Raw genomic sequence first — 19,379 nt, 5'->3', positions numbered from 1 at the left:
TTTAATCAAAGACCGTCTTGCTTATTGACCACACTTATCACAGACACAATTTATCTCCAATTGCGGACTAACGACGGTAAAACCTTCTTGCCTAGCATGAGATTGCAGGCCCGTGATCGTCTCTGGGTCGACGATTTTTTCACTGATTTTGTTGCACTTAGAACAAATGAGAAATTGGGGGATACCTTGTTCATGCCCCTCAACAATGTGAGAGCAAACTATGTATTTGTTCGACATATTGAGCTTATGTACTAGGTGCACCTCCTCTAGAAATTCGAGAATACGGTACACAGACATAGCTTGAATAGTTTCGCCGAACTGCTGCTTACAATAGTCAACTAGCTCATAAGCAGATAGTGCTTGATTCGCGCCGATCAGAGCCCTTAAAACTAACTTACGCTGAGTGGTAAGTCGCTTGCCTTTGGCCTCGCAACGCTTCTCAACGTGTCCGATGATCGCTTCAAAGATTTGCATCTCGCTTACACCATATCAAGAGTGAGCAGCAAACGACGCTCATGCCTCTTAACTTCAGGCGAACGATGGACAATCGCGTTGTCTTCATTACCTTCCCAGCCACCGCCTTTAAGCAGAGCAATGTCACCTGCCGACATGCTTCTTATCGCCGCATCGTGTTTTTCCGCCAACGTGCTCCGCTCAACGTCGTCGCTGGCTAACCACTGGGTTGCTTGACCTAAATAGGTTGAAACTAGTCGACACGGCACCTGATCAACATGAAAATTAGGGCACATTGGCTTATCGAGCATCGTCAATCGCAATCCCACTTCCCTAACATCAAATAAACAACAGAACATATCGACAATCAAAGCAACGTCATGGGCCAAGAAGTCGGAACAAACGTGATCCCCAAGCTTATTGCTAATCACCTTAGCGGCATCATCTGGAGTCACTATGCTCACTATCGCAAGTTGCTCCTGCGACGACAGCATTGCCTGTATTTGACTGTTCACCTCCGCGGGTATCTCTCGCTGCCAAATCACAATATTGTGTTCAGGTTTATAAATATCACTCAAGACAGAAGCTTTATCGCTCGCCGCTATCGGTAGCGCCGCTGCTCTAGTTTCAATCAAATCCTTGTCAATACTCTGGTTAACACCCATAAGTCATATTCCTCCCGGCTAAGGTGATAGGCCTTGCATTACTGCCTATTAAATTTGTATCTTTTTGTTATATCGAATTTTAAGATGAGTCACGCACCCAACTTTCACTGACTGAGCGTTTTACTTTCCAAACCAAACTTGCCGCAATGAAAAGGATGGCGGCAATACACACCATGGTAGGTCCTGTTGGCGTATCCAAAACATACGACGCTCTCAAGCCAATAACACTCGAACTACTCCCAATAATCGCAGCAAGGATAACCATCATTTCAGGGGTGCGACTGAATGGTCGTGCCGTCGCGGCGGGAATAATTAACATCGCGACAATCAACAACACGCCGACGACTTTAATTGCGACTGCTACGACTAGAGCCAGCGCAATAGTCAAAATCATCTGTTCTCGCTCTGGGGAAAAACCGCTTGCTCGTGCGAGATCTTTGTTCAGTGTGGAGAGCAGCATCCCTGACCAGCGGACACTCACTAGCCCAATCACAACCAGTGCGCCCCCCCAAATCACCAGCAAGTCGGTTTTGCTCACCGCCAGAATATCGCCAAATAAGTACGCCATAAGGTCAATTCGAACGCCAGAGAGGAAGGATACCGCGACCAAACCTATAGCCAACGCAGAGTGCGCCATCACGCCAAGCAATGTATCCATGGCATACCCTCGCCCACTAAATGAGGAGACAGTAATGGCCATCAGCAATGCGACAAACAGGACTCCAGGGAAAATCGGCAAGGAAAGAGACAGTGACAATGCCACCCCTAACATAGAAGCGTGAGCAGTTGCATCACCAAAATACGCCATACGACGCCAAACAATAAAGCAGCCAAGTGGCGCAGCTGATAATGTGACGCCAACACCCGCTAATGCAGCACGCCAAAGAAAATCATCCAACATTTAAAGCACCTCGTGTTTGGGTATTTAAATGAGATTGATGCCGATAAACACCCAATACGTCTTCATCATCCAAGCCAAATAGGGATTTGTATTCCGGGGATTCACTGACTTTCTCAGGAACACCTTCACAGCAGACTTGTCCATTAATACAAATAACTCGGTCGGTTCTTCTCATCACTACATTGAGATCATGACTCACCATAATGACTGCGCAGCCAGTTTGATTACGGATAGCTTCAATCTGTTGATAGAAATTGGCCATCCCTCGATGATCAAGCCCCTGCGTTGCCTCATCCAACAGTAATAAAGTCGGTTCTTCTAGTAATGCTCTAGCTAATAGGACGCGTTGTAGTTGACCACCTGATAATGCGTTGAGTTGCTGCTTTTCAAGACCTGTCGCTCCCGCTCGCGCCAACGCGTTTTGGATTGCTTGCTTGGAACAACGAACAGGAAGATTCAGAAAACGCAGCACAGTCATCGGCAATGTTTCATCAATATGAAGTCGCTGAGGAACATAACCAATTTTTAATTCATTCGCGCGTTTGATTTGACCATCGCAAGGTGTAATGGCACCAATCAATGTTTTTAGTAATGTCGATTTTCCTGAACCATTGGGGCCTACGATAGTCACAATCTCACCTTGTCTTACGGTGAGATTGATATGGTCTAAAACCAAATGATTGCCAAATTTTACGGATAGTCCGTGAGATGAAATTAACATCGCCCTTCTCTTAATTGCAGCGCTATATCGGACAAATCTCAAAAATAGATCAGTTGCCAACTCTTTAATCGTAATGTTATGTTATAACATAACAACACAACTTACCACACCTCATGTTTATGCATGAAACAACACATAATTTAGGAGATAGAATGTTCAAAAGGACTCTAACTGGTGCAATTCTTAGCTTAGCAGCAAGCACTCAAGTTTATGCTCAGGCACCGAATGTCGCGGTAGATATCGCGCCACTACACTCGCTCGTTGCTCAAGTTATGGATGGTGTTGGTGAGCCTGACCTACTCATTCGCCCTGAAGCTTCACCTCATGAATATTCACTCAGACCGTCTGAAGCGAAAGCGTTGTCACAAGCTGACGTAGTATTCTGGATTGGTGAGGGCTTAACGCCTTGGTTGGAGAAGCCGCTGACAAATCTCGCGGGCTCGGCAACAAAAATTGAGATGATGGAAGTAAATGGTACAACACTGTATGACTTCCGTGAAGGCGCCACCTTTGAAGCTCACGAACATCATGAAGAACATCACGATGACAAAGAGCATGCACATCATAGTGATGAGCATAAGCAAGATTCGCACGCCAAGCATGATGACCACCACGATGAGCACAAAAACGAACATCATGAAAATGAAGCGCATGCTGAACACAATGGAGAACATGCTCACCATGGACATCATCACGAAGGTCACGACCCGCACGTTTGGTTAGACCCTAAAAATGCCCAAGTTTGGTTAGCCGAAATCGCTAATACGTTAGCCAAAGTAGATAGCGAGCACGCTGAAATCTATCAAAACAACGCAAAAACAGCAATCTCGAACTTAGAGCAATTGATTAACAATATTAACCAACAAGCACATCAGTTACATGGCGTTAAATTTATCGTTTTCCACGATGCATATCAGTACTTCGAGCAGCGTTTTGATTTATCAGCATCAGGAGCTATCTCTATTTCGGATGCCTCAGATCCAAGCCCTGCACGCATCAAAGAAATCCACGAAATAGTGAAAAATTTAAAAGTGACGTGTGTCTTTACTGAACCACAATTCAACCCAAATCTAGTCAATACTGTGTTTGAGAACTCAACTGTAGACACCATTGGAACAATGGATCCATTAGGAGCCAAGCTTGAAACAGGTAAAGAGCAATACAGTAAACTGATCACTGCAATGATCCAAAGTGTCGCACAGTGCAAACCCTAGACATGGGCTTTGCACGTTGACTCAATGTTAAGAATAGACTGTGCCAGGGATGAGCTCATGGCTCTCACTGGCACTAATTTGACAGTTCCGTTTATGACGAGCAACTGTAGTGAGACACGCCACCTTTCGCAAAGTACTCAAGCGGTCTTAATTGGTAGTACTTGTCATCCACTTGCGGGGCTTGCTCTTGATATGGGTTTGCTAACACCGCTTGCAGCTCATGGATTAGCGTAAAGTCGCCGCGTTCAGCTTGCTCATAGGCTGGCACAATCAACCACTCACGCCAGGTATATTTAGGGTTAACCTGCTTCATCTGACGTGACAATTCCTCTCGGCTTAAACTTGCGTTAAGCGAGCTATGCCAAGCCTTGAGCCATATATCCCATTCTTGTTCAAGCTCTGGTGTCAATGGCGAGTAAAAGCTTGCTGAGATGTCAGTCACCTTCTCCGGTATGTTTGAAAGTTCTCGGAAAAAGATGGTGTAATCGACATGACTTTTCATCATCAGTGCCAACCATTGATTAAATAACTCGGGACTTAAACGTTCTACGCCAAGTTTGTCTGCCCACATCCGGCTGGCTTTGGGTTTCATTACAGCAGAGAAACCATCAGCGATTTGCTCAAGCTGCGTCAAGGCTTCTGGGTAAGCTTGCAACAAAGGTTTTAATGCAGAGCAAAAACTTTCAAAGTTTTTCTCCGCCGCTAATGGCTGATTAAAGAAGGCAAAGTGACGCCCCCCGCCAGTCCAAGGCTGGAAGAACGGTTCAAAATACTCACAAAAACCAAATGGACCATAATCAAGAGTAAAGCCACCGACCGCACAGTTATCACTATTAAAGTTACCCTGACAGTAACCAACACGCAGCCAGTTTGCGACCAATGAGGTTAATCGCTCACGAAACTCCGATGCCAAAACGAGCAACTGCTCCGCAAAAGGAAGAGTGGCATCAACCTGATCTTTATATTCACGTTCAATAATGTAGCGAGCCAGCATCTCTAACTCTGACATAGCACCTGGATGCTCATTAACGCGAGCTCGACGAGCAAACAGCTCTAATTGCCCGACTCGCAGAAACGAAGGTGCAACACGCGTGCTTATCGCCACCGGATTAGACACCATAATATCTGGATTCTCCGATTGCGATCCATCACTGTACCAAGGACGATCAACGGTATCAGCTTGTGAAGCAAATAGACTCAATGAACGTGAGGTGGGAACCCCGAGTGCATGCATATGCTCTTGTGCGAGAAACTCTCTCACACTTGAGCGCAGTACCGCGCGACCATCTGCACCTCGACAATAGGGTGTAGGACCGCCGCCTTTAAGCTGCATCTCCCAGCGTTTGCCGTTTAGCACACCTTCAAAGACAGACATCGCACGACCGTCACCATAGCCATTACCAGTTTTAAATGGGCAGTTATCGATATACTCGTTACCAAAAATGGACAGCGCGTATCCTGTCGCCCACCCTGTTTTGCGCATCGGCTTGGGCACATCTTGCATATTCCCTGAGAATAACTGCGCAAAACCTTCACTTTGCGCCAAGCTGTCATCTAATCCTAACTCTTGGAAAAATGCATGGCTATGGCTGACATAAACCGGATCCGCAATAGGCGTTGGTTTTACCGGGACATAATGCCCTGAAAAGACTTGTCTTGAACGATAATCATCGCCGCTTTCCGTTGCCTCAGGATCGCTATTAAGAGTATCGAGCAAAGAATAGTCTGCCGCCTTAGCCAAATCACTGAGGGTAAAAATCGTTGCAGAGGCTTCTTTGTTTTGCGTGTTACTCATTGTCTCAATACTCCGTTTGTTTGTTCGAGTTTTATAATACGTATCCCAACAACAAAAGACAGCAACCATTTAGCCTTTAATTCAAACTGCTACTGAAAACTCACGCAGTGCCGCCATCGCCGCATTAGCTTTCTCTTTTTGTACAAAGATATGATCATGATAGTAGCCAGCAATCACATTAGCACTGATACCGTAAGACGCCAGTTTAGACGCAAACGCCGCCGTTAAGCCTACCGCTTCAAGACTTGAATGAACCGTCAAGGTAATCAAACGAAACACTGCGTCAAAGGCTAAGTTGGCATCTCGTGCTACGCTCTCTTCAAGCACTAAGGTTAGCCCTTCTTTTTCTCTAAATGTCGCGATGGGAGCCAAGTGCACATATTTATCCAATCCACCTGAAACAGTGCAGAAAACATAGTTTCCCTCGACCAGTTCCGGTGACATGGATTGCAGTAAGGTGTCTAAGTCTGAAATAGCTGCCATGATATTATCCTTCTATCTAAATGTTTGGCTACAAGACAGTATCGCTAACAACTAAACGAGTAAATTCATATTACTGATACTGGATAAGTCCCAATTGTTTGCATGTAATGGCTAACTGGCTTAAGCCATAATTAAGTATCGAGCAATCACCCAAACTGAAAGAGACAGCGTGACTAACGACGGAATTGCCTCTTTCCAAGTATCAAACCGCAAATGAAAATAAATTGCCCCTAACGACGTCAATGCAATCAAGCCGGCACCACAAACGCTTAAGTTGCTATTGCTGAGCAATATCCCCACCAGCATTGCTAAAGCACCCGATGCCTCAATGATCCCAACAGCAAACATCGCTGCGCGATTAAGTCCATAACGATGAAAAAATGCTAACTGAGGGTCAAAAACAACACGAAGCCAACCAAACACTTTGATAGAACTGGCGAACAAGAAAAACACAATTAATACACTTTGAGCAATCAACATGACTTTATCTCCTAATCGATACAGTGAGATTAAAGCATTCCAAAAATGGGTTAACTATCCTATTATTTTGCTTATAAGCATTCCAATTAGGAATACCATGGACAAACTACATTGCCTACAGCTTTTCATTCGTATCGCACAACTGGGCACCTTTACCGCTGCTGCCAATGAATTTAATACCACCCAAAGTGCCGTCAGCAAAAAAATTGCTTGGCTAGAGCAACAAGTTGGGCTGACGCTTTTTCATCGCCACGCACGCTCGATAGCTTTGACCGATAGCGGTCAACAATACTTAGCTTTGGCAACCAAACTAACCGAAGAGCTACGTGTTGGAGAGTCTCAATTAAGACAAGAGCAAACCTCTGTATCTGGGCGACTTAAACTGTCTGTGCCAAGCTCTTTTAGTGTCCAGTTGCTTGCCGAACCACTCAACGACTTTTTGCAATTACATCCCGACGTTTCTGTTGATGTGTCTGTCTCTGACAAAATGGTCGACCTACTGGACGATGATATTGATATTGCGATACGCGCAACTTACCTTAAAGACTCAGGGTTAAAAGCAAAGTGGCTGATGGATAACCAACTGGTCTATTTTGCGTCTCCTGACTACCTCGCTCAGCGCCCAACAATAGGCTCCGCCCACGACTTAAGCCAGCATCGGTGTTTAACCTACACACTCTCTAACCCTTCCAATATTTGGCGATTCAAGCAAAACGACGGAGAGTTAAAAGTCAAAGTTCACGAACATATCCGCAGTGATAATCCTGCTATGTTGGTCGAGATGGCGAAGCTTGGTCAAGGCATTGCCGCGATGCCGAAATGGATGATAGAAAAGGAACTTAGTTCCGGTCAGTTAACCGTGATACTTGAGCAATACCCGAGTTTTAAACTGCCTATGTATCTGGTTTACAAAGAAAGCGGACACCAACCTTTACGTATTCGCGCGTTTATTGATTTTCTTAGCGGCTATTTTGCTGATAGCCGCAGTCACGATTAGGATTTCGCTTTAACTCATTCTTTGCAATCTAGCTTAATCTCCCAACGTTGGACGGTACGGCTCTTCACGCACACCATGTGATAGCACCAGCTTAATCATAAAGATTGGTGCTAACCACTCAAGCCCAATTGGCGCGGGGATCAACGTGGCAAGTATGATAGACAGCATGACAACCAACAGGGCAATCGGACGATGTAAATACATTGGCATAAAGTGAATAACGATAATCGAGATCATCATTGCCGCATACCAGAAGAAAGCGTAAGACCATGCAATATCAAAACAAAGACGCCCAGCAAGTCAGCAATGACAACTTACTAGCGTTTGCCAACCAAATGTTCAAATCTGAACTGGCTAAAGTTGTTGGTGAGGAGAACGTAGAGCAAGCTTATGCGCTGCTTTTTGGCGGTTTAATGATGCGTTTGCTCGATGGTAATCAAACTGAGATTGCGAGTATCGTTAAGTGGATTCTTGCCATCTCAAATGCTAAATAAACCCACTAAAAAGCAAGTGGGTTTGCGCAGTGCATGACAAGTTCTTCACCGCGTTAAACATTCTTAAAAGGGATCAATGATTCATCAACAACAATGCCGGGTACTTCCCATGGATGGGCGACAAAAATTGCGTTCTCGATAATATTTTCAAGTAAGGCTCTATCTCTAGGAATACAGAACTCCATTCGCACAGCATCAACTATCATAGATTCATTAATGTTACCCACTGTCGTCTTTGCACCTGAAGTGGGAGTAAACTGCTCTTCCACATGATAAGTTGACCAAATTACTTGCTCATAGTTACCAATTTTTAAAGGTTCCACCGAACATACTGCCTGTTTGAGTTTCTCAATATGTTCTTTCGGCACAAAAACCGTCACCCGATATATTTCCATCCAAACCATATACATCATCCTTTGTGTTATTAATATCCGATCTCTATAACCAAACCACTGTATGGCTTTAGTATTAGAGCGTCAAACACACAACAAAGACTAATGCGCCCAAAGTTGCGAAGGTGATTAAACTATTGGTCATACTCATCAGTCGTTAGTCTGTTTAACGGTTAATATTTAATGGTTGCTTTAACGAATATGTAGAAAAATGCGCTATGGACAAAGAGAAAATAGATTTGAGCGAACCGCGAGTTGCGGTGATTGCCGCAACCTATCGTGACAATGAGTTATTGCTGGTACAACGTTCTAAAGAACCACAAAAATACGGCTGGGGTTACCCCGGTGGTTCAGTCAATGCAGGGGAATCTCTCCATGCTGCCGCTTGTCGTGAATTGTATGAAGAGACTCAAGTCCAAGCGGTAGCCGAGAAAACCTTCGAAGTGATTGAAGTTAATGAGTTTGACGCCACGGGCAAGCACCATCACTTTATTCTACTTGCCGTTTTATGCCGCTATATTTCGGGTGAGGCCATTGCCTCCGATGACGCTTTAGACTGCAAGTGGATGTCGTTCGAACAAATTCAAACAGAAAAAAATAACCTGATTGCCCATGTCGCGCGTATTGCCACGCTAGCTGCTGAGCTGTTAGATAATGAGTAATGTTCTAACTAAGGACACTTATTAACTCAACCGATAGGTATTTTGAGTTGGCATTTTCATGATAAATATCCGCCAAGTAGCCGGCTAGCTCATCTTCTTGCAACTCAGGAGGGATCACCACATCGTACACTCGAACCCGCATCGAGGTGGCGGACTCTAAAAATAGTAACCACTCACCCTCTTTGCGCTGCACAGACATTGGCTTACCAAATACGTTGAACTTAATCAGCATTGATTTGCGCTTCCTTGTTAGCCAATCAAACGGTTCTTATATTGCTCCGGCGTCATGCCTGAGTATTTCTTAAACATTGAAATAAACGGGCTGGCTTGGTTATAGCCGAGGGTAAACGCGACCTCTTTTACCGACTGCCCTTTTTGCAACAGTTCCATCGAGTAAAGGTAACGCACTCGCAAGCGCCATTCAGTAAAACTCATGCCTAGATCCGCTTGGCAATGGCGCGCTAAAGTACGCTCGGTAGTGTGAACCTTTTCCGCCCAATCAGACAAACTGGTGGTATCGGTTGGATCTTCTTCAACTGCCGCTAAAATCGGTGCTAAATACTTATTATCGGTGGATGGTAGAAAATGGTGCTGGGTATCGCGAGTCGCGAGTTGATCGAGCAACACTTTAACCAAGCGCTTATCCGCTTCGGTTTCTGCGACATTTATACGTCTAGCTCGAAAGTCATCAACAATTGCCGAAGCGATGGGTGTCACGCGAATAAGGCTGGTTTTATCAGGAAAACTACCAGTTAAATCAAGCGCGACGTTAAGTGAACAGTACGAAAGAGGTTTGCGGTTATAGCTCTTATGCATCACACCTGGTGGAACCCAAATCGCTAAGTGAGGCGGGGCTAAAAAACGGGTATCGCCGACTTCCATTTCAAGGATCCCACCGCTTATCAACTGAACTTGTCCCCAGGCATGGCTGTGCTCGCGCGTTTCAGTATTGGAAAGAAACGCCTCAAAATTCATAAACACATCAGATGGTGCTTTATCAATCGATAAGGATGGATGCAGGTGTTTTGCAGATTTTCTCAAACTTGTCTTCCTAGAGCGTATTATGTCTCATTAGAGATACATACAATTATATAGACCTGCGACACTAGCCGCCACTTTTTATACTGCGATGAAGTTCACATGATCTACCTACTGCCGTTACTTACTGTTTTCATTTGGGGCATGAATGCAATTGCCAGCAAAATGGCGGCAGCGATCATTGAGCCAAGTGCTATGAGCTTCTATCGTTGGTTATTTGCCATTGCCATCTTAACCCCATTCTGTCTACCAAAAGTGATTCGCTTATGGAGCGAGATTAAACCCAACCTTGCCAAGCTGGCTTGCTTAGGTTTACTAGGTATGGTGATTAACCAGTCATGCGGTTATTACGCGGCAGTGACGACGACCGCTTCTAATATGGCGCTGATCAGCTCATTAGTACCTCTCATGGCGATCTTCTTAAGTGTCCCATTGTTAGGAAAAGCGATTTCGTTTAATAGCATTGTCGGTGGTGTAATTTCGTTAATTGGCTTGGCGTATATGCTTGGCAAAGGCGATATGCTGTTTTTCCTATCGCAAAGCATCACTCAAGGTGACGCGCTAATGGTGGTTGCATCCCTCGCCTACGCACTGTACTGCGTTCTAATCAAACGCTGGAAGATGTACCTACCAAATACCATTTTGATTTATATGCAAGGCTTCTGCTCAATGGTGATGTTAGCGCCAATCTGGCTCACCAGCGACAATCTGCTGCCACCAGTTGATTCGATTCCAATCATCTTATTTGCGTCAATTGCAGCCTCGATTGCCGCGCCATATATGTGGATTAAATCAATTGATGCAATTGGTGCCGATAACAGTGCGATGTTTATGAACTTGCTGCCTATTGTTGCCGTTACGCTAGCCGCGACCACTTTGGGTGAGACTATTCATGTTTACCATCTGATTGGCGGTATTATGGTGATCAGCGGTGTTATTCTGGCGCAAATCAAGCGTAAGAAGAAAAACGATAATATTGAACCGCAAACGCCTGTTTTGAATAATGATTTGGTGCAATAACAGTATATCGTTATAAGGTGGGGCATGATGGATTTTAGTAAGCTGAATCGGTATGTCCCGCTTAAAAGTTATCCGATTTCTTTCCCTTTTCAGTTAGCGGTCCAATTACTCTTTGTCTTGCCAAAGAGTAATCAGAAAGTCGCTTTTGTACATTTAGCTTTGTCCGGTCGGTTTTAGGCGTTCCCGACGCCGAAAACCTAAAAATGCTGTCCTGCATTTTTACCTAGTTTTTTGTTATCTTAAGCTAAAGAATTTTGCCAGTTTCGAGTTCAAGCTTAATCTGAAACTCATCGACTTCGGAAAAACTAAGGTTGGGCAAATGGGAATTGAACGACCGTGTTATTTGAGAACTTTATCCAAAAATTCATTTACTATGGAAAATTAACCGTTCTTATTCTAGGCGTGAAGTTTATCGACTTCTTCAGTATTTTCTTTGTTTAGCTGACCTTCTGAGAAAAATATCATAGCTGCTTTTTTACGCAGCTCTTCGCTAGTTCAACAAACGTTGAATCACCTTTAGCGACAAACAACTACCACCTTAGCATTATTTAAACTCAGGAAAGTAGTTTCACGCTTTATAGTCACAATCTGCTCCAATCATTCTGGGTACTATAGAGAAAGAGAAATCATTTAAATTCCTGTCCGAGAATCCGGGGCAAATTTTATCGACGATCATACATCAAGTGCAATGGAATAATAAAATAGTCAACCCCAATAGGGTATGGATGAATCAGTTCTGTAAGCGAACCATTAAGTTTGAAAAAAATTTGCTGCCCAATAACTGTAATACAATTATTATTAGTATCAATGCTATTATGGTCATAATCGAAATGGCAGCTGTAAAACTAGATGTTCAGATTAACAATGTTTACCCTGAACTAGAGAATATTTTTGAATCTCGTATCTAGCTTAAAGAAGTAGAAACGTCGTTGGCTAAAAAAGGACATATTATATTGGAAATTGTACCTATCTTAGAAAAAACATTCGAAATATGGTATACGCTGTTATTGTATTCTTGCATACCGCTAGATTATGTATACGGAAACGCTACTCAATACCTATCTAATGTCTTAGGTGGCATCGGTGCAGCTCTTGTTGTGTTTGCAAGTTATAAACATGCAGATACTAAGTATGACACGACCATTAGACGAATATTTTCTTGGGCATCATTAGTGATGTTAATTGGTTTAGCTCTAGGCACTATGCAAAATGGCCCTATCGTAGCACTTGCTACTATATTGCTGGTGCCTGCCTTTATATTAACGTTTAGCTTAATGGTAATAGCCGGTGTGTGGCCGATTGCTATCCCATATGTTATATTTAAGGTCGGGATGCGATGGTTATTTGAGCTAATCACTTACAACTGGATCTCAATACTCACCTCTATCATTGTTGCTATTTCAGGTTTCTTGTACATACGAACAAACTTCGAAGAAGAACTCGGCATGGCATACAATATTCTAATGATCGGCGTTGGTATCTGGTTAGTAACCTCTTCCGTTAGCTACCGCGCTGATGTTGACCGACGAATTTTCAGCAAGAGAAACACGACAGTAACAGGCGCTTTTAAGAGTCGTGACCTATTGGAAAGTGAGGCTGAAGAAGAAATCGATCAGGAAATGTCACAGCGATGATACACCTAATTATTGTACTTGAGTCACACACCAACATAGAGATTCGGTTAGTATAGCAGCTCATTCAATTTGGCCTCCTTTTTGGAGGCTTTTTTTCGTTTGTCCATTTGAATTTAGGTTATAAGCACAGTTCTTATTCATCAGCACTACTAAGACAAAATTAGTTTGCCTATACCAGGAGCTTTTTGAATTAACTGAATTTCATCGGAATTCTAGGCAAAAATGCAGGACAGCATTTTTAGGTTTTCGGTGTCGGGAACACCTAAAACCGGCTGGTCAGCGCGTGATAAATTAAAGCGCCTTTCTGATTACTCTTTGGCAAGGCAAAGAGTAATTGGACCGCTTACCGAAACCGGAAAGAAATCCGAAAACTTCTATGCGGGACATACCAACTCAACAAGCTAATCCACACCTGAAAAATCAACAGCGAGATTCCGCCTTCACAACAATGACAATACACTCAACTAAGCAAAAATGCAGGATAGCATTTTTAGGTTTTCGGCGTCGGGAACGCCTAAAATCGGCTGGTCAGCGCGTGATAAATTAAAGCGCCTTTCTGATTACTCCTTGGCAAGACAAAGAGTAATTGGACCGCTTGCAGTAGACCCAAAGAAGCACCCAATACTTTAAGCGGGACATACTACTATGCTATATGCAAAAATATCGCATACAAAAAAGGCTGCTCAATCCCTTAAGCAGCCTTTTCTCTCGAAAACGAGTAACTGTTTCTAGCAAATATCCAAACTAGTATGCGATCTCAACATCCGTCTTAGGTACTGCGCAACATGCCAAGATTTCACCACCTGCTGCATCAATATGCTCGTAAGCTGGTACATCAGGGTGATTCACTTGCCCCTGCACTACCTTGACTCGGCACGCACCGCATAACCCTGCGCGGCAACTATTGGGAATATTAATCCCCGCCTCTTCTGCTTGCTCCAATAAAGAGCGCTGGTTGTCACCGGCAAAATTCTGGCTATTTACCGTAACACTGACTTCTTGCTTAACTTCGCTCGCCACTTTTGCTGCGGTAAAGGCTTCTTGGTGGTATTGAGATTCAGCTAAACCAGCTTGCATTAGCAATGTTTTTGCTTGCTGCATAAAACCATCCGGTCCACAAACATACACTTCACGCTGAGCTAAGCCCTTGACTTGTTTAAGGTGTAGCGCACTTAAACGCCCCTTTAAGCCGAACCAATTTAGCGGCGCTTGAGAAAGCGAAATCAACAGCGTTAAACCTTGATGTTCTCTGGCTAAGGTTTCTAACTCATCGCGGCAAGGAATATCTTCTTCTGCACGACATTGATGGTAAAACACCACGTCGTCCAGCTGATTGTTATCTGCCATAAAACGCAGCATTGAAAGCATCGGTGTAACACCACTACCTGCTGAAAGCAGCAATGTTGGTGTTTGGTGGTGTTCTTCGATATGGAATGCACCATCCGGTGTTTGGCACACTAACTCATCGCCCACTTGGAGATGATCGGCTAACCAATTAGAGACTCGACCATCAGCAATGCGTTTCACCGAAATTGCCAATTTATCTGGTCGAGATGGCGATGAAGACAAGGTATAGCGACGAGCGACTTTTTGCCCCTTAATTTCTACCTCAATCGGCAAATGTTGCCCCGGCTTATAAGGCAAGGTTGCCGAATTTTCTAACCAGAACGTCGTAAAATCTCGGGCAATATCTTCACGTTCAATACATTTAATTACGTGTTGTTTTGGTGAGTTATCCGGATAAAACTCTTTGTCCTTGTATTCCAATACCTCGATTTCATCACCAGCACGGATCATACCCTCATTTTTCGCCACTAGGTTTTGTCCGAAATACACACCGCCGAACTCATTCGCGCGAAACTCTGACAAGGTTTTCAACGGCTCTTTGCTTGGTCGAAACTCGCCGCGTTCGACGTCCACGGTAGTTAAAATGCAGCGCTCACAAGGTTTAACCGCTTCAAACTCAACTTCACCGATACGAATGCGCTTCCAGCTGTCTTCAACGAAAGGTTCTGTACTTGAAGCAACCAAGTTGGTACGGAACTGATCCATCGCATGATTTTCTTGGCTACGACGATTTAACTCATCAAGTGACCCTTGGCTTATTATCAACAGCGGGTAACCATCAGCGAAACTGACGCTATGCCCAAGCTTTTCACGCACACGTTGCGATTGCTCACCGGTATAGAGCAATTCAACACGCTTACCCAACACTTCGCTAAACCAATCGTCTGCTTCATCAAGCGTAGTAAACGCTTCAAAAGTATCGCTCCATACGGTGGCAGGTGTCGGCTGCATGTTAAAGTCCGCATAGCGAATCTTTAGTGGCGCTTGATTAGGCGCGGTAAAAATCAATCCATCTGGCGTTAATACCGAGCTCACTTTCACCATATGCGGATACTTGCGCGCGGTGACCATAGAGCCGTCAGCAAGTGCCAACATAAAGCGGCGATCAAACATCAGCCCCTGCTTTTCAACCCAAGCAGTAGAGAGAGAAACCCCACCGACAGATTTCACTGGATAGACGTTGATTTGAGAGAGTGTAGAGGCTGTCATTGCTATTCCTTCCAAGTATGTCTTGCCCATTATATTTGTTTTTTGAGCTCAGCTATCATAGTACGGAACCACCGCAAGAAAAAAGCAAACGTTTGGCTATTTGTTCAACAAACGGGCGCATGGAACAAAAAAGGGGGTGAAATCCTCATCGCTTTCCTCTATCATCCTGTCGCCTAAGCCTATACGTTTTGCATAGAAACAATTGCTTAGGCTCCAATCAGACAACTTACTCATGGTGGGAGCTAACATGACAACTATTACGATTACTCGTCCGGATGACTGGCACGTACACCTTCGCGATGGCGAAGTATTAAAGGATACCGTGCGAGACATTAGCCGCTACAACGGTCGCGCGCTAATCATGCCGAACACCATCCCACCGATTACCAATACTGAACTTGCCCTTGCCTACCGCGAACGCATTATGGCTGAAAAGCCAAGCGAGCAATTCGAGCCACTGATGGCACTTTACCTCACTGATAACACCACTCCTGATGAGATCCGCAAAGCGAAAGCATCTGGCAAAGTAGTGGCTGCTAAGCTTTACCCTGCTGGTGCAACAACCAACTCTGATTCAGGTGTAACGTCAGCGAAAAACATCTACCACGTTTTAGAAGCGATGGAAGAAGTGGGCATGTTGCTATTGGTGCACGGTGAAGTGACTCATCATGATGTTGACATCTTTGACCGTGAAAAGCAGTTCCTAGAAACCGTACTTGCACCAATCGTCAATGACTTCCCTAACCTAAAGATCGTTCTAGAGCACATCACCACTGCCGATGCAGCCAATTTTGTTGCTAACGCTAACGACAATGTCGCGGCAACTATCACGGCACATCACCTGATGTACAACCGCAACCACATGTTAGTTGGTGGCATTAAGCCTCATTTCTACTGCTTGCCAATCCTTAAGCGCAACACCCACCAGCAAGCGCTTGTGGCAGCAGCAACTAGCGGCAGCAAAAAGTTCTTCCTAGGTACTGACTCTGCGCCTCACGCGAAAGACAAAAAAGAAGCCGCTTGTGGCTGTGCAGGCTCTTACACGGCTCACGCAGCACTCGAGTTGTATGCAGAAGTGTTCGAGCAAGAAGGTAAGCTAGAGCACCTAGAAGCCTTTGCTAGCCACAATGGTCCTGATTTTTACGGTGTGCCGCGTAACACTGATACCGTGACACTCACCAAAGAGTCATGGGATGTACCAGCAAGCATGCCATTTGGCGCTGATATTGTGGTGCCAATCAAAGCGGGCGAGCAAGTGACTTGGACGGTTAAGTAAACTCTTATCTAAGCATCACGATCCCTCATTCCGATGAGGGATTTTTTTATCTCCCCCTGCCCAAAATAAGCGTTGCTAGTTACCACACTCTGATGTGATCTTAATGACGACAAGGATCGCGGTGAAACGTATAATCGCGCTCAAACGAAATTAGGATATTGAACCATGCGACAATTTTACGTTACCGAGGGCGATACCAGCTCGAAAAAGGAAAAGATTGCCTATCCTAAACTGGCGCTTTGCCCCAAGTGCGTTGGCAGCTATGTGGTGATCAGTGAAGGCGAGCGAACTTACCAAGAATGCGCCAAATGTGGCGCTGATGATTAAGTAAGCACCATTGCCCAGCAAATGCCAAAAAGGTTGAGTGAAGTTCCCTTCTCTCAACCTTTTTTGTCAATAAACCGAGCTCTCTTACTGCGCTTTAATTTCCGCTGCGGCTAATCGCTTCTTTGCCGTTATAAATCAGTCTTGTCGACCAAGGAATTGGGTTTCTTAGCGCATAGTGCGCCATACAACCGTTTTCCGCTTCATTAAGTAGATCTTTGATCTTCTCTTCTGGCTCTGGACTTTCAATGATGACATGCGTTTCCACAATATCGCACCCGCCATCAGTCATGTAGCCATGATCGCGCATGTGCCCTAGATTAGTTTTAAATACGATACGCTGCTCTAACTTGAGCGAGTCGACTTGGATTTTACGCGCATTGAGAATATCGGTCAGATGCGTCATTAAACAAAAGCCAATTCCGGCAGAAAAGAAAGCCAGTGGAGGTGGCGCCGTATCATTGCCAACTGGCGGCTGCTCATCACAGTAAAGCTTAACTGGGCTAAAGCCGGGAATATTTACCGAAACAACACCGGTTTTTTTCTGCATATCACCAGCTTCCGCGGTTAAATTCACCTCAAAGCGATAAGGTTCCGGATGACGCGCTTTTGCAAACTTTGATGATTGATATTGAGTAGGTTGTGGTTGCTCTGCACTTAATTCACCTACGTGGAAAAACTTTTCTGTTGCCATTCATTGTTCCTTGTTTATTCCTTGGGTATGAATAGATTTTATGCGAAAAGATGTGAATTTAGTCGTCAAAGTCGCCTTCAAATCCCGCTATTATGGTGACTTCATTCATTTGAGCATTAAATTTCGAAGGATTGCGTCATGCTAACCAAACAAGATAAAAAGATACTTTCTCAGCTACAGGAGAACGGGCGTAAATCGATTGTTGAGTTAGCCAAAGCGACCGATATGTCAGAATCCACCTGCTTAAGGCGCACTAAGCAATTGGAAGAGAGTGGCATAATAAAGAAGTATGGCGCGATGCTTGACGCAGAGAAGGCAGGCTTTGGTGTTACTGCATTTATTCAAGTCAGCATTGACCAACGCAACGAAGCCGCCTTTGATGAATTTAAAACAGCAGCGCGCGAGCACCCGTTAATTTTAGAATGTTACTCGCTGTCGGGTCCTTATGATCATCTGATGAAAGTGGTCGCTCGCACCAATAAAGAGCTGTCGCAATTTATCTTAAAAGAGCTGCGCAGCTTTCCTGAAGTAAGAGAAGCACAAACCCTATTTGTGTTAGATGAAGTCAAGCACACCAGTGCGTTACCCATCAATATGCCCGATTAACACGCACGTCGATTAGCATCTTATTAACTACGATTTACTCGCGCTTGATTCCGCAGCTTTTGCCACAGTCGCCCATCAATGGCAGATAGACCAAGCGCGATAAGCCCCATGCCAACTAAGTGGATAGGCTGTAAAGATTCATCAAGAAATATCACACCAAGTAGTATGGCGGAAACTGGCACCAATAACGTCACCAATAAAACATTGGTGGCACCAGCAAGCTCCAAAATCTTAAAGTAAAGCATATAAGCCAACGCGGTAGAGACCACTGCCAGACCAAAGATTGCCAGCCATGTATGCAAGCTAACATCGGCAAATAAACTCGGGCTTTCAACCACCAATGCAATCGGTAGTAATACTAAGCTAGACGCCGTCACCTGCCCTGCCGCCAGCATGATTAAGCTGATTTTCATCGCTTTAAATCGTCGACCATGCACACTAGCAAAAGCGTAGCTAGTGCTCGCCCCCAAAATAGCCAGCTGCGCAAGTAATGGGCTCTCGCCACCCAGCGCAGGCAAACCTATCATGGTCACCACGCCAATAAAGCCAATCACTACGCCTAATACTTTTAGTGGCGTCGGTTTTTCATCCGGTAAGAACAGCCCTGCCACTACCACGCCAAATATTGGTGTGGCGGCATTTAGAATCGAGGCTAATCCTGAAGCAATCTGGGTTTGCCCCCAGACGATGAGCAAAAATGGGATAACGTTGTTGAGTAGTCCCATACCCAAAAATGCAAACCACACACGGTAATCTTTAGGTGGGCGATGACCGGTTAGCAAAGCGATAACCCATAGCGTCAGCGCGGCTAAGCTAACTCGTAGCGTGACTATGATCAGCGGCGGTAATTCGCTAACGGCGACACCGACAAAGAAAAATGACCCACCCCATAAAACTGAAAGCAGGATCAATAGACCCCAAACCGTCGAGGTCATTTGATGTTTGATTAGTGATGTCATTAGGCATTCCGTCGC

General features: G+C 44.7%; 22 protein-coding genes and 1 pseudogene. 9 read left to right on the top strand and 14 right to left on the bottom strand.

What is annotated here, in order from left to right:
* Positions 1 to 21: 21 nt before the first annotated feature.
* From DPF93_RS13785 to DPF93_RS13770, 4 genes are all read right to left on the bottom strand, one after another.
* The gene (locus DPF93_RS13785; RefSeq protein WP_114766703.1) at positions 22 to 474 is read right to left on the bottom strand and encodes a Fur family transcriptional regulator; all 453 of its coding nucleotides are present in this window, start codon (positions 472 to 474) and stop codon (positions 22 to 24) included.
* 5 nt (positions 475 to 479) lie between these two features.
* Complete coding sequence (locus DPF93_RS13780) at positions 480 to 1,118, bottom strand: DUF1826 domain-containing protein (RefSeq protein ID WP_114766702.1); 639 nt, start codon at positions 1,116 to 1,118, stop codon at positions 480 to 482.
* Positions 1,119 to 1,197: 79 nt separating this feature from the next.
* Entirely contained in the window at positions 1,198 to 2,019 is an 822-nt protein-coding gene (locus DPF93_RS13775) for a metal ABC transporter permease (RefSeq protein ID WP_114766701.1), read from the bottom strand.
* The gene (locus DPF93_RS13770) at positions 2,009 to 2,740 is read right to left on the bottom strand and encodes an ATP-binding cassette domain-containing protein (protein WP_114766700.1); all 732 of its coding nucleotides are present in this window, start codon (positions 2,738 to 2,740) and stop codon (positions 2,009 to 2,011) included. Before DPF93_RS13770 ends, DPF93_RS13775 begins: the two co-directional genes overlap by 11 nt.
* A gap of 152 nt (positions 2,741 to 2,892) precedes the next feature.
* On the opposite strand from DPF93_RS13770, the gene DPF93_RS13765 reads away from it, so the two are divergent.
* The gene (locus DPF93_RS13765; protein ID WP_114766699.1) at positions 2,893 to 3,954 is read left to right on the top strand and encodes a zinc ABC transporter substrate-binding protein; all 1,062 of its coding nucleotides are present in this window, start codon (positions 2,893 to 2,895) and stop codon (positions 3,952 to 3,954) included.
* A 91-nt stretch (positions 3,955 to 4,045) separates the two neighbouring features.
* Here the strand turns inward: DPF93_RS13765 and DPF93_RS13760 are convergent, their stop codons facing one another.
* The 3 genes from DPF93_RS13760 to DPF93_RS13750 all read right to left on the bottom strand — a co-directional run bounded on the left by DPF93_RS13760 (position 4,046) and on the right by DPF93_RS13750 (position 6,712).
* On the bottom strand, positions 4,046 to 5,749 hold the full coding sequence (locus DPF93_RS13760) for a protein adenylyltransferase SelO (RefSeq protein WP_114766698.1): 1,704 nt from the start codon (positions 5,747 to 5,749) through the stop codon (positions 4,046 to 4,048).
* A gap of 81 nt (positions 5,750 to 5,830) precedes the next feature.
* Positions 5,831 to 6,232, bottom strand: a complete 402-nt coding sequence (locus DPF93_RS13755; RefSeq protein ID WP_114766697.1) for an ACT domain-containing protein — start codon at positions 6,230 to 6,232, stop codon at positions 5,831 to 5,833.
* A 120-nt stretch (positions 6,233 to 6,352) separates the two neighbouring features.
* Positions 6,353 to 6,712, bottom strand: coding sequence for a DoxX family protein (locus tag DPF93_RS13750; protein WP_114766696.1), 360 nt, complete (start codon positions 6,710 to 6,712; stop codon positions 6,353 to 6,355).
* 97 nt (positions 6,713 to 6,809) lie between these two features.
* Here DPF93_RS13750 and DPF93_RS13745 point away from each other — a divergent pair, with 97 nt between their 5' ends.
* Complete coding sequence (locus DPF93_RS13745) at positions 6,810 to 7,709, top strand: LysR family transcriptional regulator (protein ID WP_114766695.1); 900 nt, start codon at positions 6,810 to 6,812, stop codon at positions 7,707 to 7,709.
* 33 nt (positions 7,710 to 7,742) lie between these two features.
* Here the strand turns inward: DPF93_RS13745 and DPF93_RS13740 are convergent.
* A pseudogene (locus DPF93_RS13740) lies at positions 7,743 to 7,997 on the bottom strand (hypothetical protein); the annotation flags it as partial.
* Between DPF93_RS13740 and DPF93_RS13735 the strand changes: the two are divergent.
* A complete protein-coding gene (locus tag DPF93_RS13735) occupies positions 7,979 to 8,203 on the top strand; it encodes a hypothetical protein (RefSeq protein WP_114766694.1) in 225 nt (74 codons plus the stop codon). The pseudogene DPF93_RS13740 and the gene DPF93_RS13735 overlap by 19 nt on opposite strands.
* Before the next feature lie 53 nt (positions 8,204 to 8,256).
* Here DPF93_RS13735 and DPF93_RS13730 read toward each other — a convergent pair whose 3' ends face one another.
* Positions 8,257 to 8,607, bottom strand: coding sequence for a YqfO family protein (locus tag DPF93_RS13730; RefSeq protein ID WP_114766693.1), 351 nt, complete (start codon positions 8,605 to 8,607; stop codon positions 8,257 to 8,259).
* A 227-nt stretch (positions 8,608 to 8,834) separates the two neighbouring features.
* On the opposite strand from DPF93_RS13730, the gene DPF93_RS13725 reads away from it, so the two are divergent.
* On the top strand, positions 8,835 to 9,257 hold the full coding sequence (locus DPF93_RS13725; RefSeq protein ID WP_208638793.1) for an NUDIX hydrolase: 423 nt from the start codon (positions 8,835 to 8,837) through the stop codon (positions 9,255 to 9,257).
* Between the two features lie 4 nt (positions 9,258 to 9,261).
* Here DPF93_RS13725 and DPF93_RS13720 read toward each other — a convergent pair whose 3' ends face one another.
* Positions 9,262 to 9,489 carry a DUF7661 family protein gene (locus DPF93_RS13720; protein ID WP_114766691.1) on the bottom strand — a complete coding sequence of 76 codons (228 nt, stop codon included), beginning with the start codon at positions 9,487 to 9,489 and terminating at the stop codon, positions 9,262 to 9,264.
* A gap of 17 nt (positions 9,490 to 9,506) precedes the next feature.
* On the bottom strand, positions 9,507 to 10,298 hold the full coding sequence (locus tag DPF93_RS13715; RefSeq protein WP_114766690.1) for an AraC family transcriptional regulator: 792 nt from the start codon (positions 10,296 to 10,298) through the stop codon (positions 9,507 to 9,509).
* Positions 10,299 to 10,397: 99 nt separating this feature from the next.
* Between DPF93_RS13715 and DPF93_RS13710 the strand changes: the two genes are divergently transcribed.
* Positions 10,398 to 11,315, top strand: coding sequence for a DMT family transporter (locus DPF93_RS13710; protein WP_114766689.1), 918 nt, complete (start codon positions 10,398 to 10,400; stop codon positions 11,313 to 11,315).
* A 929-nt stretch (positions 11,316 to 12,244) separates the two neighbouring features.
* On the top strand, positions 12,245 to 12,949 hold the full coding sequence (locus DPF93_RS13700; RefSeq protein WP_114766687.1) for a hypothetical protein: 705 nt from the start codon (positions 12,245 to 12,247) through the stop codon (positions 12,947 to 12,949).
* Between the two features lie 744 nt (positions 12,950 to 13,693).
* On the opposite strand, the gene DPF93_RS13695 is transcribed toward DPF93_RS13700, so the two are convergent.
* Positions 13,694 to 15,505 (bottom strand): hybrid-cluster NAD(P)-dependent oxidoreductase, encoded by a 1,812-nt coding sequence (locus tag DPF93_RS13695; RefSeq protein ID WP_114766686.1) that lies wholly within the window; start codon positions 15,503 to 15,505, stop codon positions 13,694 to 13,696.
* 247 nt (positions 15,506 to 15,752) lie between these two features.
* On the opposite strand from DPF93_RS13695, the gene pyrC reads away from it, so the two are divergent.
* Both pyrC and DPF93_RS13685 read left to right on the top strand, forming a co-directional pair.
* Positions 15,753 to 16,781 (top strand): dihydroorotase, encoded by a 1,029-nt coding sequence (gene pyrC, locus DPF93_RS13690; protein WP_114766685.1) that lies wholly within the window; start codon positions 15,753 to 15,755, stop codon positions 16,779 to 16,781.
* Positions 16,782 to 16,946: 165 nt separating this feature from the next.
* Positions 16,947 to 17,108: a hypothetical protein gene (locus tag DPF93_RS13685; RefSeq protein WP_114766684.1), complete on the top strand. Its 162-nt coding sequence runs from the start codon at positions 16,947 to 16,949 to the stop codon at positions 17,106 to 17,108.
* Positions 17,109 to 17,202: 94 nt separating this feature from the next.
* On the opposite strand, the gene DPF93_RS13680 is transcribed toward DPF93_RS13685, so the two are convergent.
* Complete coding sequence (locus DPF93_RS13680; RefSeq protein WP_114766683.1) at positions 17,203 to 17,799, bottom strand: OsmC family protein; 597 nt, start codon at positions 17,797 to 17,799, stop codon at positions 17,203 to 17,205.
* 138 nt (positions 17,800 to 17,937) lie between these two features.
* Between DPF93_RS13680 and DPF93_RS13675 the strand changes: the two genes are divergently transcribed.
* The gene (locus DPF93_RS13675; RefSeq protein WP_114766682.1) at positions 17,938 to 18,405 is read left to right on the top strand and encodes an Lrp/AsnC family transcriptional regulator; all 468 of its coding nucleotides are present in this window, start codon (positions 17,938 to 17,940) and stop codon (positions 18,403 to 18,405) included.
* A gap of 23 nt (positions 18,406 to 18,428) precedes the next feature.
* Here the strand turns inward: DPF93_RS13675 and DPF93_RS13670 are convergent, their stop codons facing one another.
* On the bottom strand, positions 18,429 to 19,364 hold the full coding sequence (locus DPF93_RS13670) for a DMT family transporter (protein WP_114766681.1): 936 nt from the start codon (positions 19,362 to 19,364) through the stop codon (positions 18,429 to 18,431).
* Positions 19,365 to 19,379 lie beyond the last annotated feature (15 nt).

This window comes from Vibrio rhodolitus (assembly GCF_003350325.1).
Lineage (GTDB): Bacteria > Pseudomonadota > Gammaproteobacteria > Enterobacterales > Vibrionaceae > Vibrio > Vibrio rhodolitus.
This window is presented reverse-complemented; position numbering and strand designations above follow the sequence as displayed.

Excerpts from the sequence above, each read along its gene's own strand:
- DPF93_RS13730 (WP_114766693.1), bottom strand. The coding sequence starts at position 8,607 with ATGGTTTGGATGGAAATATATCGGGTGACGGTTTTTGTGCCGAAAGAA.
- DPF93_RS13785 (WP_114766703.1), bottom strand. The coding sequence starts at position 474 with ATGCAAATCTTTGAAGCGATCATCGGACACGTTGAGAAGCGTTGCGAG.
- DPF93_RS13755 (WP_114766697.1), bottom strand. The coding sequence starts at position 6,232 with ATGGCAGCTATTTCAGACTTAGACACCTTACTGCAATCCATGTCACCG.
- DPF93_RS13685 (WP_114766684.1), top strand. The coding sequence starts at position 16,947 with ATGCGACAATTTTACGTTACCGAGGGCGATACCAGCTCGAAAAAGGAA.
- DPF93_RS13675 (WP_114766682.1), top strand. The coding sequence starts at position 17,938 with ATGCTAACCAAACAAGATAAAAAGATACTTTCTCAGCTACAGGAGAAC.
- pyrC (WP_114766685.1), top strand. The coding sequence starts at position 15,753 with ATGACAACTATTACGATTACTCGTCCGGATGACTGGCACGTACACCTT.
- DPF93_RS13750 (WP_114766696.1), bottom strand. The coding sequence starts at position 6,712 with ATGTTGATTGCTCAAAGTGTATTAATTGTGTTTTTCTTGTTCGCCAGT.
- DPF93_RS13695 (WP_114766686.1), bottom strand. The coding sequence starts at position 15,505 with ATGACAGCCTCTACACTCTCTCAAATCAACGTCTATCCAGTGAAATCT.
- DPF93_RS13780 (WP_114766702.1), bottom strand. The coding sequence starts at position 1,118 with ATGGGTGTTAACCAGAGTATTGACAAGGATTTGATTGAAACTAGAGCA.
- DPF93_RS13680 (WP_114766683.1), bottom strand. The coding sequence starts at position 17,799 with ATGGCAACAGAAAAGTTTTTCCACGTAGGTGAATTAAGTGCAGAGCAA.
- DPF93_RS13770 (WP_114766700.1), bottom strand. The coding sequence starts at position 2,740 with ATGTTAATTTCATCTCACGGACTATCCGTAAAATTTGGCAATCATTTG.
- DPF93_RS13745 (WP_114766695.1), top strand. The coding sequence starts at position 6,810 with ATGGACAAACTACATTGCCTACAGCTTTTCATTCGTATCGCACAACTG.
- DPF93_RS13735 (WP_114766694.1), top strand. The coding sequence starts at position 7,979 with ATGCAATATCAAAACAAAGACGCCCAGCAAGTCAGCAATGACAACTTA.
- DPF93_RS13775 (WP_114766701.1), bottom strand. The coding sequence starts at position 2,019 with ATGTTGGATGATTTTCTTTGGCGTGCTGCATTAGCGGGTGTTGGCGTC.
- DPF93_RS13760 (WP_114766698.1), bottom strand. The coding sequence starts at position 5,749 with ATGAGTAACACGCAAAACAAAGAAGCCTCTGCAACGATTTTTACCCTC.
- DPF93_RS13720 (WP_114766691.1), bottom strand. The coding sequence starts at position 9,489 with ATGCTGATTAAGTTCAACGTATTTGGTAAGCCAATGTCTGTGCAGCGC.
- DPF93_RS13670 (WP_114766681.1), bottom strand. The coding sequence starts at position 19,364 with ATGACATCACTAATCAAACATCAAATGACCTCGACGGTTTGGGGTCTA.
- DPF93_RS13765 (WP_114766699.1), top strand. The coding sequence starts at position 2,893 with ATGTTCAAAAGGACTCTAACTGGTGCAATTCTTAGCTTAGCAGCAAGC.
- DPF93_RS13710 (WP_114766689.1), top strand. The coding sequence starts at position 10,398 with ATGATCTACCTACTGCCGTTACTTACTGTTTTCATTTGGGGCATGAAT.